Annotated in this window: 12 protein-coding genes; 4 read left to right on the top strand and 8 right to left on the bottom strand. The window is 69.7% G+C overall.

Going from position 1 to position 16217, the window contains the following annotated elements:
- Nucleotides 1–48 precede the first annotated feature (48 nt).
- The 4 genes from purH to ACSGDB_RS00515 all read left to right on the top strand — a co-directional run bounded on the left by purH (nt 49) and on the right by ACSGDB_RS00515 (nt 6874).
- Entirely contained in the window at nt 49–1650 is a 1602-nt protein-coding gene (gene purH, locus ACSGDB_RS00530; RefSeq protein WP_434991957.1) for a bifunctional phosphoribosylaminoimidazolecarboxamide formyltransferase/IMP cyclohydrolase, read from the top strand.
- Between the two features lie 139 nt (nt 1651–1789).
- Nucleotides 1790–4012 carry an NADP-dependent isocitrate dehydrogenase gene (locus ACSGDB_RS00525; RefSeq protein WP_434991955.1) on the top strand — a complete coding sequence of 741 codons (2223 nt, stop codon included), beginning with the start codon at nt 1790–1792 and terminating at the stop codon, nt 4010–4012.
- A gap of 134 nt (nt 4013–4146) precedes the next feature.
- On the top strand, nt 4147–5220 hold the full coding sequence (locus tag ACSGDB_RS00520) for a hypothetical protein (protein ID WP_434991953.1): 1074 nt from the start codon (nt 4147–4149) through the stop codon (nt 5218–5220).
- 88 nt (nt 5221–5308) lie between these two features.
- Complete coding sequence (locus tag ACSGDB_RS00515) at nt 5309–6874, top strand: hypothetical protein (RefSeq protein ID WP_434991951.1); 1566 nt, start codon at nt 5309–5311, stop codon at nt 6872–6874.
- A 63-nt stretch (nt 6875–6937) separates the two neighbouring features.
- On the opposite strand, the gene ACSGDB_RS00510 is transcribed toward ACSGDB_RS00515, so the two are convergent.
- From ACSGDB_RS00510 to ACSGDB_RS00475, 8 genes are all read right to left on the bottom strand, one after another.
- Nucleotides 6938–8017, bottom strand: coding sequence for a Gfo/Idh/MocA family protein (locus ACSGDB_RS00510; protein ID WP_434991950.1), 1080 nt, complete (start codon nt 8015–8017; stop codon nt 6938–6940).
- Between the two features lie 114 nt (nt 8018–8131).
- Complete coding sequence (locus ACSGDB_RS00505) at nt 8132–9226, bottom strand: substrate-binding domain-containing protein (protein WP_434991949.1); 1095 nt, start codon at nt 9224–9226, stop codon at nt 8132–8134.
- A gap of 68 nt (nt 9227–9294) precedes the next feature.
- Nucleotides 9295–10596: a multiple monosaccharide ABC transporter permease gene (mmsB, locus tag ACSGDB_RS00500; protein ID WP_434991947.1), complete on the bottom strand. Its 1302-nt coding sequence runs from the start codon at nt 10594–10596 to the stop codon at nt 9295–9297.
- A gap of 24 nt (nt 10597–10620) precedes the next feature.
- A complete protein-coding gene (gene mmsA / locus ACSGDB_RS00495) occupies nt 10621–12159 on the bottom strand; it encodes a multiple monosaccharide ABC transporter ATP-binding protein (RefSeq protein WP_434991946.1) in 1539 nt (512 codons plus the stop codon).
- Nucleotides 12160–12284: 125 nt separating this feature from the next.
- On the bottom strand, nt 12285–13508 hold the full coding sequence (locus tag ACSGDB_RS00490; RefSeq protein WP_434991945.1) for an ROK family transcriptional regulator: 1224 nt from the start codon (nt 13506–13508) through the stop codon (nt 12285–12287).
- A 32-nt stretch (nt 13509–13540) separates the two neighbouring features.
- Nucleotides 13541–14062 (bottom strand): gamma carbonic anhydrase family protein, encoded by a 522-nt coding sequence (locus ACSGDB_RS00485; protein WP_434991944.1) that lies wholly within the window; start codon nt 14060–14062, stop codon nt 13541–13543.
- Between the two features lie 43 nt (nt 14063–14105).
- Nucleotides 14106–14966, bottom strand: a complete 861-nt coding sequence (gene purU, locus ACSGDB_RS00480) for a formyltetrahydrofolate deformylase (RefSeq protein WP_434991942.1) — start codon at nt 14964–14966, stop codon at nt 14106–14108.
- Nucleotides 14967–16091, bottom strand: coding sequence for an FAD-dependent oxidoreductase (locus ACSGDB_RS00475; protein ID WP_434991940.1), 1125 nt, complete (start codon nt 16089–16091; stop codon nt 14967–14969).
- Between the last annotated feature and the right edge of the window lie 126 nt (nt 16092–16217).

Raw genomic sequence — 16217 nt, 5'->3', positions numbered from 1 at the left:
CCTATAGACTGGAGGGCGACCCAGCGAAGCGACCTGACGGAGATCTGCGTGAGCCTGCCCCACCTCGACCGTGTCCCCATCCGCCGAGCACTGATCTCGGTGTTCGACAAGACCGGCCTGGAGGAGTTGGCGCAGGGCCTGCACCGCGCGGGCGTCTCCATCGTCTCCACGGGCTCGACGGCGCAGCGCATCGCCGCCGCGGGCGTCCCCGTGACCGAGGTCTCCGAGGTGACCGGCTTCCAGGAGACCCTCGACGGGCGCGTGAAGACCCTCCACCCCAAGGTCCACGCCGGCATCCTCGCCGACCGCCGCCGCCAGGAGCACATCGACCAGCTCGCCGAACTCGACATCGAGGCGTTCGACCTCGTGGTCGTGAACCTGTACCCCTTCGTGGAGACCGTGCGCTCCGGTGCCGGGCCCGACGACGTCGTCGAGCAGATCGACATCGGTGGACCCGCGATGGTGCGGTCCGCGGCGAAGAACCACCCTTCGGTCGCCGTCGTCGTCGATCCCGCACGCTACGGCGACGTGGTCACCGCGGCCGCGGAAGGCGGCTTCGATCTCGGGGCACGACGCCGGCTGGCCGCACTCGCCTTCGCGCACACGGCCGCCTACGACACCGCCGTGGCGTCCTGGACCGCGGAGCAGTTCGAGGCCGAGGACGGATTCACCTGGCCCGGCTACGCAGGGCTCGCCCTCGAACGGTCCGAGGTGCTGCGCTACGGCGAGAACCCGCACCAGCAGGCCGCGCTGTACGTCGAGAAGGGGGCCACGCCGGGCATCGCTCAGGCGGACCAGCTGCACGGCAAGGCCATGAGCTACAACAACTTCGTGGACGCCGACGCGGCCCTCCGCGCCGCCTTCGACTTCGACGAGCCGGCCGTCGCGATCATCAAGCACGCCAACCCGTGCGGCGTCGCCGTCGGGTCGGCCGGGGCCGAGGACCCGATCGCCGACGCGCACGCGAAGGCCCATGCCTGCGATCCGGTCTCCGCGTTCGGCGGCGTCATCGCCGCGAACCGCGAGGTCACCGCGGGCATGGCGCGGACCGTGAAGGAGATCTTCACGGAGGTGGTGATCGCCCCGGCGTTCTCCGCCGAGGCCGTCGAGATCCTCGCCCAGAAGAAGAACATCCGGCTCCTGACCCTGCCGGAGGGCTACGGGCGCAACCCGGTGGAGTTCCGCCAGGTGTCCGGCGGCGTGCTCATGCAGGTCGCCGACGCCCTCGACGCCGACGGCGACTACCCCTCGGGCTGGACGCTGGCCGCCGGCGAGGCCGCCGACGACGCCACGCTCGCCGATCTCACCTTCGCCTGGAAGGCGTGCCGCGCCGCGAAGTCGAACGCCATCCTGCTGGCACGCGACGGTGCGTCCGTCGGCGTCGGCATGGGCCAGGTCAACCGGGTCGACTCGTGCAGGCTCGCCGTCGAGCGGGCCAATACCCTCGGCGGCAGCGAGCGGGCCCGCGGGTCGGTGGCGGCGTCGGACGCGTTCTTCCCCTTCGCCGACGGCCTCCAGATCCTGCTCGACGCCGGCGTGCGGGCGGTCGTGCAACCCGGCGGTTCGGTGCGCGACCAGGAAGTGATCGACGCCGCGAACGCGGCCGGCGTCACGCTCTACCTGACCGGCGCGCGCCACTTCTTCCACTGAGCCCGAGCCCGTCCCTGCCGCCGCGGGCGCCGTCCCCCGCCGCCTGCCCGGCGGGGTCCGACGGAATCACGGTAGGTTAGAGCCGATGGGCAACCCCCAACCACCCGAACACGCCAGAGCACCAGGGAGACGCCAACCCATGGCCAAAATCATCTACACCCACACCGACGAAGCGCCGATGCTGGCCACCTACTCGTTCCTGCCGGTCATCGAGGCGTTCGCGTCCACGGCCGGCGTCGAGGTGGAGACCCGGGACATCTCGCTGTCGGGGCGCATCATCGCCCTCTTCGGTGACCACCTCACCGAGGACCAGCGGATGGCGGACGCCCTCGCCGAGCTCGGTGCGCTGGCGAAGACGCCGGACGCGAACATCATCAAGCTGCCGAATATCAGCGCATCCATCCCGCAGCTGAAGGCGGCGATCGCCGAGCTCCAGGGCCAGGGCTACGCGCTGCCGGACTACCCGGACCACCCGTCGACGGACGAGGAGAAGGAGATCCGCGCCCGGTACGACAAGGTCAAGGGCAGCGCCGTGAACCCCGTCCTCCGCGAGGGCAACTCGGACCGCCGGGCCCCCGCGTCCGTCAAGAACTACGCACGGCAGAACCCGCACAGCATGGGTGCCTGGACGCCGGAATCGAAGACCAACGTGGCGCACATGACGAGCGACGACTTCCGCTCGAACGAGCAGTCGGTCGTCATCCCCGCGGACGGCACGGTCTCGATCCAGCACGTCGCCGCCGACGGCACCGTGAGCGTCCTCAAGGACTCGGTCCCCGTGCTCGCCGGCGAGGTGGTGGACGGCACGGTGATGCGCGCCGCAGCCCTCAACGACTTCCTGAAGGCCCAGGTCGCGCGGGCCAAGGAGGAGGGCGTGCTCTTCTCGGCGCACCTGAAGGCCACCATGATGAAGGTCTCCGACCCCATCATCTTCGGCCACGTGGTCCGCGCCTTCCTGCCCGATCTGTTCGAGCAGTACGGGGCCCAGCTCACCGCGGCCGGCCTCAGCCCGAACAACGGCCTCGCCTCCATTCTCGGCGGACTCGACAAGCTCCCGGAGGACGTCCGCGACGGCGTCCAGCGGGCCATCGCGCAGGGCATGGAGGACGGCCCCGCGATCGCCATGGTGGATTCGGACAAGGGCATCACCAACCTGCACGTGCCGAGCGACGTGATCGTGGATGCGTCCATGCCCGCCATGATCCGCAGCTCCGGCCACATGTGGGGACCGGACGGCAAGGAGGCCGACACACTGGCCGTCATCCCGGACAGCAGCTACGCCGGCATCTACCAGGTGGTCCTCGACGACTGCCGGGCCAACGGCGCCTTCGACCCGACCACCATGGGCACCGTCCCGAACGTGGGCCTCATGGCGCAGGCCGCCGAGGAGTACGGCAGCCACGACAAGACCTTCGAGATCCAGGCCGCGGGCACGGTGCAGCTGGTCGACGGCACGGGTGCCGTGCTGATCGAGCACGACGTCGAGGCCGGCGACATCTGGCGTGCCTGCCAGACCAAGGACGCCGCGATCCTCGACTGGGTGAAGCTCGCCGTCACTCGCGCGCGTGCCTCGGCGACCCCCGCCGTCTTCTGGCTCGACGAGGACCGCGCGCACGACGCGAACCTCATCGCGAAGGTGAGGGAGTACCTGGCCGAGCACGGGACGGACGACGTCACGCTCGAGATCATGACGCCCGTGGACGCCACGGCGTTCACCCTCAAGCGCATCCGCCAGGGCGAGGACACCATCTCCGTCACCGGCAACGTGCTGCGCGACTACCTGACGGACCTGTTCCCGATCCTCGAACTGGGCACCAGCGCCAAGATGCTCTCCGTGGTCCCCCTCATGAACGGCGGCGGGCTCTTCGAGACCGGGGCCGGCGGTTCGGCCCCCAAGCACGTGCAGCAGCTCGTGAAGGAGAACCACCTCCGCTGGGACAGCCTCGGCGAATTCCTCGCCCTGGCCGTCAGCTTCGAGCACCTGGCGACGACGACGGGGAACAAGCGCGCGCAGATCCTCGCCGACACGCTCGACCGGGCGACGGGCACGTTCCTGCTCGAGAACAAGTCCCCCAGCCGCCGTGTCGGGGAGATCGACAACCGGGGGAGCCACTACTTCCTCGCCCGCTACTGGGCCGAGGAACTGGCCCGGCAGGAGCAGGACGCCGAACTCGCGGAGAGCTTCGCGCGTGTGGCCGAGGCGCTGACGGGCAACGAGGACACCATCGTGTCCGAGCTGCTCGCCGTCCAGGGCGCACCCGCGGACATCGGTGGCTACTACCACCCCGACGTCACGAAGGTGACCGAGGTGATGCGTCCGTCGGCGAAGCTGTCCGAGGTCCTGGCGATCCTCGCCGCGTAGACCCCCAGCTCCACGAAAGAAGCCGGTGTACCGCTCGCGCGGTACGCCGGCTTCTTTCGTGCACGCACTGTTTACAGGAGATGCTCAGCAGGTTTAGGGTTTCTGCAAGGTCTCAGCCTGGGGGTGGTAGTGCGATGAACGCTCATGAGCGTCGGTCTCTCTCCTCCAGCGTCCGCGCCCTGCTGCTGGCGGCCGCCGGGTCCCTCGGCCTGATGGCCCTCGGTGCGTCCACGGCCGCCGCGGCCGAGGCACCTGCCGGTCCCGGACTGCTCGGCTCCGTCACCGCGACCGTCGACTCGACGGGAGTTCCTGCGGCTCTGTCTGCGATCACCGACCCGGTGCAGGCCGTCGACGCCGGGCCCGTATCCGACCCGCCGTCGCTCCTCCGGGAGGTCCCCGGGCTGTCCGACCTCGTAGCGGGGATCCCCGCTGTCGCGAGCACGCCGGCCGGTACCGTCCTCGAGCCCGTGACAACCCTCGTCGACGGCGTCGTCGCCGACGTGCCCATCGTCCGATCGGTGGTGCCCGCGGGCACGGTCACCGGGGTGACGGCGCCCGTCGTCGGTGTCGTCGACGGCACCGTGGGCGGTGTCACCGCGCCGGTGCTCGACGTGGCCGCACCCGTCGTGCAGATCATCGACCCGGTCGTCGACGTCGTCGTTCCCGTCCCGGACCTGGCCCGGCCCGCTCCGGTGCCGGTCCCGGTGCCGGTCCCGGTCCCGGTTCTCCCCTCGGGTGCTGAGGAGACCCTCCCCGAGGTCGACCCGGTACCGGTCGCGCCCCGGGCCGTCGAGTCCGACGATGACATCGCCGACCCTGCTCCGGGGACCCAGGCGGTTGCCGGCACGGTGCGAGCCGGCACGGCGCAGCCCGCGGTGCCGACAGGATCGGCGCCCTCGGGTCTTCCTGACGAGGCTCCGCAGGCCGACCTTCCCGCAGTGGTCGCCGTGCCGAGCCTCGCCGCGCTGATGCCGGCCGTTGTCTCGCTGATGCCGGCCGTCGGGGATCCCGCCGCCACGCCCGCCGTGCCTGCGCTCTCCGGAGGCGTCACCTCGTCCATGACGGGAGGGGGCGCCGCAGCGCCGCTCGCGGCGTTGAGTGCTTCGGCCTTTCTGATCCTGCCGGTCCTGGGGGCCGTCGGGCGGCGTTCGACGTCGTCGAGTCTCCCTGCCGGCCCGAGCCTCGAGCCCGGTTCATCTCCTGATTAGTGGTGGCCTCGCCGCGCTTTCGGCGCGCGGCTGACGGCCCATGGCGCCACGGGCGCCGCTCAACCACTTCGATTCACAGGAGAACATCATGCATACATGCATTCAGCGCGGGCTCTACGGAGTCCTTCTGGCCGGGGGCGTCCTCGTCCTCGGCGCAGGAACCGCCACAGCGGCGGACCTGTCGACGACGGAGAGCACGGCGGTCGACGCCGGGCTGGGAGCCGTCATTACGGTCCCCCTACCTTCCGGCACGACGAGCGGATCGGCCATCGAGGACACCGCCGCCCTGGTGGCGGAGTCTCTGGTGCCCGATGGCTCCGTCGGCTCCGTCGGGTCCGCGGAGAGCGGGCTGCTCGGCGGGGGGATTCTGGACGGGAACGTGATCGCCCCTGAGGTCGTGGTGCCGGTGACTGTATCCGGCAATTCGGTCTCGGTGCTCGGCGATTCGGCAGTAACCGGTAGCGCCGGCTCCACCGGGGAGACCGCCGGGGGAGCCGCCGGTGGCAGCACCGGGTCGACCGGTTCAACGACCGGTTCGACCGGTGGTCTGCTGGATGGCGGCATCCTCGGCGGTAACGTGATCGCCCCGGAGGTCGTGGCGCCGGTGACGGTCGGCTGCAACGGCGTGGCCGTGCTCGGCGACAGTGCCTCGGAGTGTGCGGCGGGGTCGACCGGGGAGACCGCTGGGGGAGCCTCCGGTGGCAGCACCGGTTCGACCGGTGGTCTGCTGGATGGCGGCATCCTGGGCGGGAACGTGATCGCCCCGGAGGTCGTGGCGCCGGTGACGGTCGGCTGCAATGACGTGGCCGTGCTCGGCGACAGTGCCTCGGAGTGCGCGGCGGGGTCGACCGGGGAGACCGCCGCGGGAGCCTCCGGTGGCAGCACCGGCTCAACCGCTGGCTCCACCGGTGGTCTGCTGGATGGCGGCATCCTGGGCGGGAACGTCATCGCCCCGGAGGTCGTGGTGCCGGTGACCGTCGGCTGCAACGGCGTGGCCGTGCTCGGTGACAGTGCCTCGGACTGCACCGCCGGATCGAACGGTGAGACCGCTGGCGGAAGTACTGGTGGCAGCACTGGTGGAACGACGGGCGGAGTTCTGGACGGGAACGTGATCGCACCTGAGGTCGTGGTGCCGGTGACGGTCGGCTGCACCGACATCTCCGTGCTTGGTGGCAGCAGCACCGAATGCGGCACGCCAGCAGGAACCCCGGCAACGCCGGTGACGCCGAGCACCCCGATGACACCGACCGTGCCGAGCACACCGGTGTCGCCGAGCACCCCGATGACACCGACCGTGCCGAGCACGCCGGTGTCGCCGAGCACGCCTGACGCGCCGGTCGCTGCAGTCCCGGGAACTCCGGAGACCGAAGGTGCCGGAGACAGCGGCCCTGATGGCGCTGACACCCCGTCCGGTACTCCTGCCGGTATCGTCACCGCCGGGACCGCGGTCGAGCCCGGCACGCTGATGGCCGCGTCCGCCGGCACCACAGGCATGGCACCGGCGACGACGCCTGCTTCCCGTACGGCGGACACCCCGGAGGTCCTCGCCTCGACCGGCTTCGGAAGCCGACAGGCCCTGCTGCTCGGTGCGCTGCTCCTGCTCGGCGGTGCGGGCGGCACCCTGGTGGGACGGCGCCCGAAGGCCGTGGCCTAGGAGATCGACGACACAGCGGGCCCGCAGCACGAGCTGCGGGCCCGCTCCCGGTGCACGGACCGGTCAGGCGGCGTCGTTCGCGTAGCGGAGCCCGATCTGCGCGCGAACGCCGTCGAGCAGGCGCATCGTCCTGACGGTGTCATCGATCGGCATCGTGGGGCTCTCCGTGAGTCCCTGCTGGATGCAGCGGGTCACCTCCCGCAACTCGTACGTGTATCCGCCGCCCACCTGCTCGAAGTGCTCCACCCGGGCGTCCGCCTGCCCGACCTTGATCTCCAGTTCCTTCGGGTTGTGCAGGGGCCCTCCGCCGGTCTTCAGCCAGCCCTTCGAGCCGCACACTGTCGCCTGACCGGGGCAGGAGGCGATGAACGAGGACGACAGCTGGGCGTAGGCCCCGCTCCCGTAGCTCAGGGTGACGGCGTTCTGCAGGTCGACGCCGTCGCTGTTGAGCGTGCCCATGGCGGAGACGGAATCGGGGAAGCCGAGGGACCCCAGCGCCCAGGTGAGCGGATAGACCGTGAGGTCCAGCAGCGCACCGCCTCCTGCCGCCGGGTCCCAGAGCCTGCTGGCCGGATCCTCGGGGGCGGTGAACCCGAGGTCTGCCTGCACCCACCGGATCTCGCCCAGCTCGCCCGAGTGGATGATCTCCCAGGCGCGGTTGACGCTGGGCAGGAAGCGCGTCCAGACCGCTTCCATGAGGAAGAGCCCTCGCTCGGCGGCGATGGCGGCGAGGTCCTCCGCCTCGGCGGCGTTGATGGTGAACGGCTTCTCGCACAGGACGTGCTTGCCCGCCGTGAGGGCGGCCCGGGCGACGTCGTAGTGCTGGCCGTGCGGTGTCGTGATGTAGACGACGTCGACCTCGGGATCGTCCACGAGGCGCTGGTAGCCCGTCACTCCGCCCTCGGTGCCGTAGCTGGTGGCGAACCCGAACCGTTCCGCGAAGGCGGCGGCGCTCTCCGCGCTGCGCGAGCTGACCGCGTGGAGCACCGCGTCCTCGAGCAGAGCGATGTCCTGCGTGACCTTGGCCGCGATCCCGCCCGTGGCGATCACGCCCCACTTCAGGGGTCTGCCGGTGGCGACGACGGGGCTGGGAGCGCCTGCTTCAGCGCAGGGGGGAACATTGATGCGGTGCTGTGGGTTCATGGACCCATCCTTGCCGCTGGCCCGGGCCGCGTCCATCCCGGACGTGGGAACGACGAAGCGCCCCGGCCGGAACCGGGGCGCTTCGAATTCTGCTGCCGGAGGACCGGCGCGGTGCTACTGGGTGAGGGGAGCCAGCGTGGGGTCGTCGGCGTACGCCTCGGCCGCGTTGTCCTTGGTGACGATCTGCGGCTCGAGGAGGTACGCGGGAACCGTCTTCACGCCGTTGTCGTAGGAGTCGGGATCGTTGATCTCCAGTTCGTTCCCGGCCTGCAGGTCATCGACCATCACGATGGCGTGTTCCACGAGGGCGCGCGTGTCCTTGTTGATCGTGGAGTACTGCTTGCCCTCCATGATCGACTTCACGGATTCGACCTCGGAGTCCTGGCCGGTGACGACCGGGATGGGCTTGCCGGCACCCTCGACCGAGGTCAGGATCGCGCGGGCGAGCGTGTCGTTGGGGGACAGGACGCCGTCGAGCTCCTCGGAGCTGTAGCTGCCGGAGAGCAGGTTGTCCATGCGCTTCTGGGCGTTCTCCGCCTTCCAGCCCTGGGTGACGACCTGGTCGAAGGTCTCCTGGCCGGACACGACGACGAGGTTGCCGTTGTCGATCTCGGGCTGGAGGATGCTCATGGCGCCGTCGAAGAAGACCTTCGCATTGGCGTCGTCCGGCGAACCGGCGAACAGCTCGATGTTGTACGGGCCTTCGGGCTTCGCGGCCTTCATGCCGTCCAGCAGGGCCTGGCCCTGGAGCTCGCCGACCTGGAAGTTGTCGTAGGCCACGTAGTAGTCGACGTTCTCCGTGTTGGTCAGGAGGCGGTCGTAGGCGATGACGGTGATGCCGGCATCCTTGGCCTGCTGCAGCTGGGTGCCGAGCTGGGCGCCGTCGATGGCGCCGACGACCAGGACCTTCACACCGTTGGTGATCATCGAGCTGATCTGGTTCTGCTGCTCGGAGACGCCGCCGTTGGCGAACTGCACGTCGGGATCGTAGCCGGCCTCGGTCAGGCCTTCGTTGAAGAGCTCCTCGGCGAGGACCCAGTTCTCCGAGGTCTTCTGCGGGAGCGCGACGCCGATGGCCGATCCTGCTTCGAAGCCTGCCGCTGCCGTCTCGCCGTCGGCGGACGGTGCCGCTTCTTCACGGCCGCACCCGGTCAGCGTCAGTGCTGATACCGCAGCGATCGCTGCGAGGGATTTTGCGAAAGTACGCATTCTTCTTCTCTTTCTCTTGCTTTGGTGGAAGGGGAAAACTGGGGGCCGGGGCCCGGCTGTGCCGGGTCCTAGACGTCGTGGGAGATGACTTCCTTCGTTCCGACGGCCTGTTCGGTCGGGCCGGGAGTCGGGGCTTCGGTGTCGACCTTCCGGCCGTCGCCGCCGCCACCGAACCTCCTGGTGATCAGCCCGATGATGGACGGCTTGCCCTGGCTCTTGCTGTAGACGTCGAAGGCGACGGCGATGAGCAGGACCAGGCCCTTGATGATCTGGGTGTCGTCGGCGCCGGCGCCGAGGAGCTGCAGTCCGTTGTTCAGGACGGCCATGACGAGGCCTCCGATGATGGAACCGACCACCGTTCCGACGCCACCCGTGACGGCGGCACCGCCGATGAACACGGCAGCGATGGCATCGAGTTCCCAGCCGACGCCGTCCGACGGACCGGACGCGGTGGAGCGCCCGACGAAGATCATGCCGGCGAGGGCCGCGAGGATGGACATGTTCATCATCACCATGAAGTTGACGCGCTTGCCCTGGACACCGGACAGCTCGGCCGCGTGGCGGTTGCCACCGACGGCGTACACGTGGCGCCCGGCGACGGTCTTGTTGGAGATGAACGCGTAGATGATGACGAGGGCACCGAGGATCAGGCCGGGGACCGGGAAGGACGTACCCGGGCGCCCGGTGGCGAAGAGGTAGGTCGTGTACAGGATGACCGCGGAGAGGAGGACCACCTTGGTGACGGGGACCCACATGGGAGGCACTTCGGCGTTGATCTTCTCCAGCTTCCGGCGGCCCCGGAACTCGTTGTAGATCACGAAGCCCACGAGGGCGAGGCCCAACAGCAGGGACAGGTTGTTGTACCCGATGTTGGGGCCGACCTCGGGCAGGTATCCGGCGCCGAGGTAGCGGAAGCCCTCGGGAACGGGGACGGTGAGGGAGTTGCCCACGGACTGGTTGGCGCCGCGGAAGATGAGCATCCCGGCGAGGGTGACGATGAACGCGGGTATCCCGACGTAGGCGACCCAGAAGCCCTGCCACATCCCGATCAGTGCGCCGAGCGCCAGGCCGAGCAGCACCCCCAGGTACCAGGGGATGCCCCAGTCGCGCATCGCGATGGCGACGACGATGCCGACGAACGCGGCGACGGAGCCGACGGAGAGGTCGATGTGCCCGGCGATGATGACCAGGACCATGCCGATGGCGAGGATGAGGATGTACGAGTTGCCGTTGAACAGGTTCATCATGTTGACGGACGTGAGCATCTTGCCGCCCGTGCGCCACTGGAAGAACAGGACGAGCGCGACCAGGGCGAAGATCATCCCGAACTGGCGGGTGTTCCCGCCGAAGATTTGCTTGAGGGAATTCATGGTGTCTTTCCTAGGGGCGAGGGGTCAGGCAGATTTTCTGCTGGCGGTCATGAGTTTCATCAGGGATTCCTGGTTCGCGTGCTCGCGTTCCACTTCTCCGGTGATGGCGCCCTCGAAGATCGTGTAGATCCGGTCCGAGAGGCCGAGCAGTTCGGGCAGTTCGGAGGAGATGACGATGACGCCCTTCCCCTGGTCGGCGAGTTTCTGGATGATGCCGTAGATCTCGTACTTCGCCCCCACATCGATGCCGCGGGTGGGCTCATCCAGGATCAGCAGCTCGGGGTCCGTGAACATCCACTTCGCGAGGACCACCTTCTGCTGGTTGCCTCCCGAGAGCTTCGCGACCCCCTCGTTGACGCTGGGCGTCTTGGTCCGCAGCGACTTGCGGTACTCCTCGGCCACCCGGAACTCCTCGTCCCGGTCGACGACGAGCCCGTGGGTGATCTTCTGCAGGTTCGCGGACACCGTGGTGGTCTTGATGTCGTCGAGGAGGTTGAGGCCGAGGCTCTTGCGGTCCTCGGTGACGTAGGCGAGGCCGGCGTCGATCGCCTGGGGCACCGAGCGCAGCGTGATCTCCTTGCCGTCCATGACGATCTGACCCGACTTGAAGGTGCCGTACGAGCGGCCGAAGACCGAGCGCGCGAGCTCCGTGCGCCCTGCGCCCATCAGCCCCGCGAATCCGACGATCTCGCCGCGCCGCACCTTGAAGCTCGAGTTCTTGCACACCAGTCGGTCGGGCACGGTGGGGTGTGCGACGGTCCAGTTCCGCACCTCGAAGAAGGTCTCGCCGATCTTCGGGGTGTGGTCCGGGAAGCGGGACTCGAGCGAGCGGCCCACCATCCCGCGGATGATGCGGTCCTCGTCCACGCCGTCCTCCTTGACGTGGAGGGTCTCGATGGACTTGCCGTCGCGGATGATGGTGATCGAGTCGGCGATCTGCTCGATCTCGTTGAGCTTGTGGGAGATCATGATGCAGCTGATGCCCTTGGCCCGGAGCCCCGCCATCAGGTCCAGGAGGTGCTGGGAGTCGGACTCGTTCAGGGCCGCCGTAGGCTCGTCGAGGATGAGCAGCTTCACCGACTTGCTGAGTGCCTTGGCGATCTCGACGAGCTGCTGCTTGCCGACCCCGATGTCCTTGATCTTGGTGGTGGGGTCCTCGCTCAGGCCCACGCGGGCCATGAGTTCCAGCGTGGCCCGGTTGACGTGATCCCAGTCGATGACGCCGAAGCGCGTGGGCTCGTTGCCCAGGAAGATGTTCTCGGCGATCGAGAGTTCGGGGATCAGCGCGAGTTCCTGGTGGATGATGACGATCCCGGCGGCCTCGCTGGAGCGGATGTCCTTGAAGCGGACCTCTTCGCCCTGGAAGATGATGTCGCCCGAGTAGTCGCCGTACGGGTAGAGCCCGGAGAGGACCTTCATGAGGGTCGACTTCCCGGCGCCGTTCTCACCGCAGATCGCGTGGATCTCGCCGGCACGTACCTCGATCGAGACGTCCGCGAGAGCCTTGACGCCCGGGAACTCCTTCGTGATGGAGCGCATCTCGAGGATGATGTGGTTCTTCATTGGTTCTCCCGCAGTGACGGCATTGTCTTGGTGCAGGCCCGATCACGACCCGAAGAGAATTGAACAGGGCCAAACCGTTGCCGTCAACTGTTGAACACAAAGGTCCCTCAAAATAGAGGAAATCTTTAAGTAACGATCCGGGTTGCGGGGGAGAGTCCCGCCTGGGCGAGGACGACGGCGGCGCCTCCGAGGGCCTCGGCGCGGTCGCCGAGCGAGGACATGCAGACGGTCGTCGTCTCGCCGATGATGGGCACGGCATGGCGGGCCAGACCGCGCCGGACCGGTCCGAGGAGGATCTCCCCGAGGTCGGTGAGCGGGCCTCCGACCACGATGGTCTCGGGGTTGATCAGGTTGGCCATGTGGGCGAGCGCCCGGCCGATGGCGACGCCGGCGTCGTCGATCACGCGGAGGGTCGCGGTGTCACCGGTGAGCGCCCGGTCGATGATCCGCCGGGTGTCCACCGGCCCGCTGCCCCCGCGGCCGAGCAGTTCGATCATGGTGGAGGTCGAGGCGACGGTCTCGAGGCAGCCGCGGTTGCCGCACCGGCAGACGAGTCCGTGTTCGTTGATGGTGGTGTGCCCCAGTTCCCCCGTGATCCCGACGTGGCCGTAGAACAGCGCTCCGTTCAGGACCAGGCCGGAGCCGATGCCGGATCCCACCTTGATGAACATCAGGTTGTCGACCGCGCTGTGCGGGCCCCAGGTCACCTGCGCCAGGGCGCCCAGATTGGCGTCGTTGTCGATGAAGACGGGGACGCCGAGCCGTTCGCCGAACGTCTCGTGGATGTTGATGCCCACCCATTCGGGCAGGATGGCACCCTGCACCACCGTCCCGGTACGCCGGTCGATGGGGCCAGGGATGCCGATGCCGGCACCGAGGAGCGCGCCCCGGGAGATGCCTCCGTTCTCGAGCAGGGTGTCCAGCAGGTCCGAGGCGGCGGTCAGCCCGTCCTGGGCGCTGTGGCCGAGCGGGAGGGGGACGGCGGCTTCCTGGAGGACCTTGTAGTTGGGTCCGGCGAGGACCACGCGCAGGTGCCGGCGGCCGATGTCGATGCCCGCGGCGACCTGCCCGGTGTCGTTCAGGACGACGGACAGGGCCCGTCGGCCCGAGCTGGTCGTGGGGACGGTGCTGACGATCCCCGTCGTGGCCATCGACTTCACGATGTTCGAGACCGTCGCCGTCGACAGGCCGGTCTGCCGGGCGAGTTCGGCCTGGGTCCGCGGCCCGCCGCTCATGAGGGCTCCGATGACGCGCTGCTGGTTCCGCTCGCGCAGGGCGGACTGCGATCCCGGTTTCGGAGGCGGGGCGCTCAGGCTCTTCCTCGCCGTCGAGGGGGATTCTGCGGGCATGGGTCCAAGGGTGCCGCACCTGCTCCTTGTCGTCAAGAAGTGAACGCTTGGCGATGCTCCTGGGCGAGAGTCTTGTAGCGGTCGGCGTTGGCGCGGACACCCGCGACCTCGTCGTCGTCGAGCTGCCTCCGCACCTTCGCGGGGACGCCGGCGACGAGCGAGCGCGGCGGGACGACCGTGCCCTCGAGGACGACGGCGCCGGCGGCAACGAGGGAGCCGGCGCCGATCACGGCACCGTTCAGCACCGTGGCGCTCATCCCGATGAGGCAGTCGTCCTCGACGGTGCATCCGTGCACCACGGCGCCGTGCCCGACGCTGACGCGGTCGCCGATCGTGGCCGGGTAGCCCGGATCGGCGTGGACCACCACGTTGTCCTGGAGGTTGGTCCCCGCACCGATCGAGATCGCGGCGGTGTCCGCGCGGACGCTGGCGCCGTAGAAGACGCTGGCGAACGCGCCGAGCGTCACCTCTCCGATGAGGGTTGCGGTCGGCGCCGTGAACGCCGAATCGCTGATGACGGGGGTCCTGCCGCGGAACGGGATGAGGTGGGTCATGGCGCCAGCCTAGGCGACCCGGCCTGCGGGCGGCCCGGCGGCGTCAGTTGAAGACGATCGTGCGACGACCGTCGAGCAGGACGCGTCGCTCGGCATGCCACTGGACCGCCTGCACGAGCGCGCGTCCTTCCAGCTCCCGGCCGATCGCCGTCAGCTGTTCGGCGGTCCGCGCGTGATCGACGCGGATGACCTCCTGCTCGATGATCGGTCCCTCGTCGAGGGCCCCGGTGACGTAGTGGGCGGTGGCGCCGATGAGCTTCACGCCGCGCGCGTGGGCCTGGTGGTACGGGCGGGCGCCCTTGAAGGACGGCAGGAACGAGTGGTGGATGTTGATGGCGCGGCCGAGCAGGTCCTCGCAGAGCCGGTCGCTGAGGATCTGCATGTACCGCGCGAGGACCACGAGTTCGATCCCGTGCTCGTCCATCAGCGCGCGCAGCCTGTCCTCGGCGTCGTCCTTCGTCTCGGGGGTCACAGGGATGTGGTGGAACTCGATGCCGTAGAACGCGGCGAGTTCCTCGAGGTCCCGGTGGTTGGACACGATCACGGGGATGTCGATGGCGAGCGTGCCGGAGCGGTGCTGGAAGAGGAGGTCGTTGAGGCAGTGCGCGGCCTTGGACACCATGATGAGCGTGCGCGTGCGGCGCGCGGACGGCGTGAGGGACCAGTCCATGGCGAACTCCCCGGCCACGGGTTCGAGGGCGGAACGGAGCTCCTCCTCCGGGGCCGCGGTATCGAGGGCCACGCGCATGAAGAAGGTGCCGGTGTCCGGGCTGCCGTACTGCTGCGACTCGGTGATGTTGGCGCCGACGCCGACCAGGGCGCCCGAGACACCGTGGACGATCCCGGGCCGGTCGGGGCAGGACAGCGTCAGGGAGAAGGAGCGCGGGGCGTCGGGGGAGGTCACCTACGCCAGATTACCGGCGGGCCCGGATTGTGACGCGATCGCGCGCAGTCGGCCTGCGGCCGCCGCGGCGGCGGCCCGCCCTGCCCGCGTGGCGCCGAGGGTCGACGCCGAGGCGCCGTAGCCGGCGAGCAGGAGCCTCGGTTCCTTCACCACGCGCACACCGTCCATGACGATGCCGCCGCCGGGCTCGCGGAGGCGCAGCGGCGCGAGGTGGTCCAGCGCCGGCCGGAAGCCGGTGGCCCAGAGCACGGCGTCGAAGGGCTCCTCCGTCCCGTCCGCGAACACCGCCGACCGTTCGCGCAGCTCGGCCAGCGGTCCGCGCGAGACGAGGACCCCGGCGTCGATGCCCGCTCGGTAGTCGGCCGTGAGCGGCAGGCCGGTCGCCGACACCACACTGGCCGGCGGGAGGCCCGCGCTCGTCCGGGCGTCGACGGCGGCCTCGACCTCCCGGCCCCACTCGGCGTCGAACGGGCGGCGGGTGAACGACGGCGAACGGCGGGTGGACCAGAGCGGCGTGGCGCCGGCGGCGTGGAGCTGGAGGACGAACTGCACGGCCGAGGTCCCCCCGCCCACCACGAGCACCCGCCGGCCCGCGAACTCCTCGGCCGAGCGGTAGTCGTGCGTGTGCAGCTGACGCCCGGCGAAGACGTCGCGACCGCGGTAGGAGGGCCAGTAGGGGCGGTCCCAGGTGCCGGTCGCGCTGATGACGACGTCGGCCACCCAGGCGCCGTCCGCGGTGGCCACGCGGAGGGGGCCGTCGTCGTCGCACGCCTCGACCCGGACTACCCGGGCCGGCCGGAGCACGGGCAGGGCGAAGGTCCGCTCGTAGTCGCCGTAGTACCGGTGGACCACCCGGGAGGCGGGTTCCTCCGGGTCCGGCGACCCGAGCCGCAGGCCCGGGAGGTCGTGGAGGGCGTGGGCGGCGTCGAAGGTGAGGGCCGGCCAGCGGTGCAGCCAGGCCCCGCCGGGCGCGGGATTGGCATCCAGGACCACGAAGTCCCGGCGCGGGCGGAGGCCCCGGCGCGCCAGGTGGTAGGCGCTGCTGAGCCCCGCCTGGCCGGCGCCGATCACGACGACGCGCACGCGTCGTCCCGTTCCGTCCGTTTCCCGTGCCGGCCCGTGCATGGCCACCACCTTCCCGCTGCGGGGCCGCCCGTCGGCCACCGTTCCAGTGATCCATCCGTGGATGCTCCACTGATGCGGAACCGGCCCCGCCGTCGTCGTATTCCGGCTAGCATGGGAGCGTCGCGA

Source organism: Arthrobacter sp. Ld5, from assembly GCF_051172775.1.
Lineage (GTDB): Bacteria > Actinomycetota > Actinomycetes > Actinomycetales > Micrococcaceae > Arthrobacter_D.
The sequence above is the reverse complement of the archived record's forward strand: the minus strand, read 5'-3'. Positions and strand labels throughout refer to the sequence as shown.